This is a genomic window from Sphingomonas sp. CCH9-E2, assembly GCF_001557215.1.
In the GTDB taxonomy this organism is placed as follows: domain Bacteria; phylum Pseudomonadota; class Alphaproteobacteria; order Sphingomonadales; family Sphingomonadaceae; genus Sphingomonas.
In genome coordinates this window covers 1-1,436 of record NZ_LSJM01000124.1, presented here as the reverse complement: position 1 = coordinate 1,436, position 1,436 = coordinate 1, and the positions used below count along the sequence as shown (strand labels likewise).

General features: G+C 71.7%; 1 protein-coding gene. It reads right to left on the bottom strand.

The window, feature by feature from the left end:
• Positions 1–104 precede the first annotated feature (104 nt).
• On the bottom strand, positions 105–1,418 hold the full coding sequence (locus AX681_RS06705) for a bifunctional folylpolyglutamate synthase/dihydrofolate synthase (RefSeq protein WP_066681974.1): 1,314 nt from the start codon (positions 1,416–1,418) through the stop codon (positions 105–107).
• Positions 1,419–1,436: the final 18 nt, after the last annotated feature.

The following is a 1,436-nucleotide window of genomic DNA, read 5'->3' as shown; positions in this document are numbered from 1 at the left end:
GTGCCGAGGGTTTCGGCGCGGGCGGGGGGGTGGCGCAACGGACGACTCCTTGTTCAGGAGTGCCAGTCTGCCATTCTTCTATTGATAGTCAATCGCAATAAGGATCAGTCGGGGAGTTCGTCGTTTTCCCGGAGCACCTCACCGGCGAGGTAGAGCGAGCCGAGGATCAGGACGAGCGGGGCTTCGGGCTGGATGTTGGCGAGCGCGGTCGGGACATCGGGTGCGGTCGCGGCGCTGGGGATGCCGAGCGCGCGGGCTGTTGCGGCGAGGTCCGCCGGATCGTGATGCGCGTGGCCGGGGACCGGGACCGCAGTGAAGCTGGCGGCGAGCGGGGCAAAGGGGGCGAGCAGGCCGGTCGCGTCCTTGTTCGACAACATGCCGAGGATCAGGTGCGCGGGGCGGCCGTTCGCGACCTGCGCCAGCGTGGCGCTGACCGACTGGGCGGCGGCTTCGTTATGACCGCCGTCGAGCCAGAGTTCGGCTCCGGCGGGCAGACGCGCGTGGAGTGGGCCGGGGGGCAGACGCTGCATCCGCGCGGGCCAGCGGGCGGCGCTGGCGGCGGTGGCGAAGGCGCTGTCGAGGATGGCCAGCGTGCGCTGGTGGCGCAGCGTGGCGATGGCGAGCGCGTGGTTGGCGGGCTGGTGCGGGCCGGCGAGGGTGGGGAGCGGGGTTGCGACCTCGCCCTGCGCGTCGCGGTAAATCAGGCGATCGGGGGTGACGGTGAAGTCCCAGGCGGCGCCACGCGCGTGGACCGGGGCGTTCGCGGCGGCGGCGACCTCCGCAATGCGCGCGGTGACGCTGTCGCCATAGGCCATGGTGATCAGCGGGACGCCGGGCTTGGCGATGCCGGCCTTTTCCCCGGCAATGGCTTCGGCGGTATCGCCGAGGAACGCCTGATGGTCGATGCCGAGCTGGGCGATGGCGCAGGCGGCGGGGGCGGGGATGACGTTGGTGGCGTCGAGGCGTCCGCCCAGTCCAACCTCGATAATGCAGGCGTCCGCCGGGGTGCGGGCGAAGGCGAGGAAGGCGGCGGCGGTGGTGACTTCGAAGAAGCTCGCGCCGATGTCGCCCCCGGCATCGAGCACCTGTTCGAGCAGGGTGGCGAGGGTGGCGTCGTCGATCAGGTTACCCGCCAGCCGAATACGCTCGTTGAAGCGGACCAGATGCGGGCTGGAATAGACATGCGCGGTGAGGCCCGCGGCCTCGACCGCCGCGCGCAGGAAGGCGCAGGTCGAACCCTTGCCGTTGGTCCCGGCGACATGGAGCACGGGGGGGAGGCGCAGGTGCGGGTTGCCGATCCGGTCGAGCAGCGCGGTGATGCGGCTGAGCCCGAGGACATCGGCCCCGGGGCCGAGCGCCCAGAGGCGGTCGAGCTGGCGTTGCACGGCGGGATGGGAGGAGGTCGCGTGGTCGGGCATCGCGGGGGGTATAGCGGG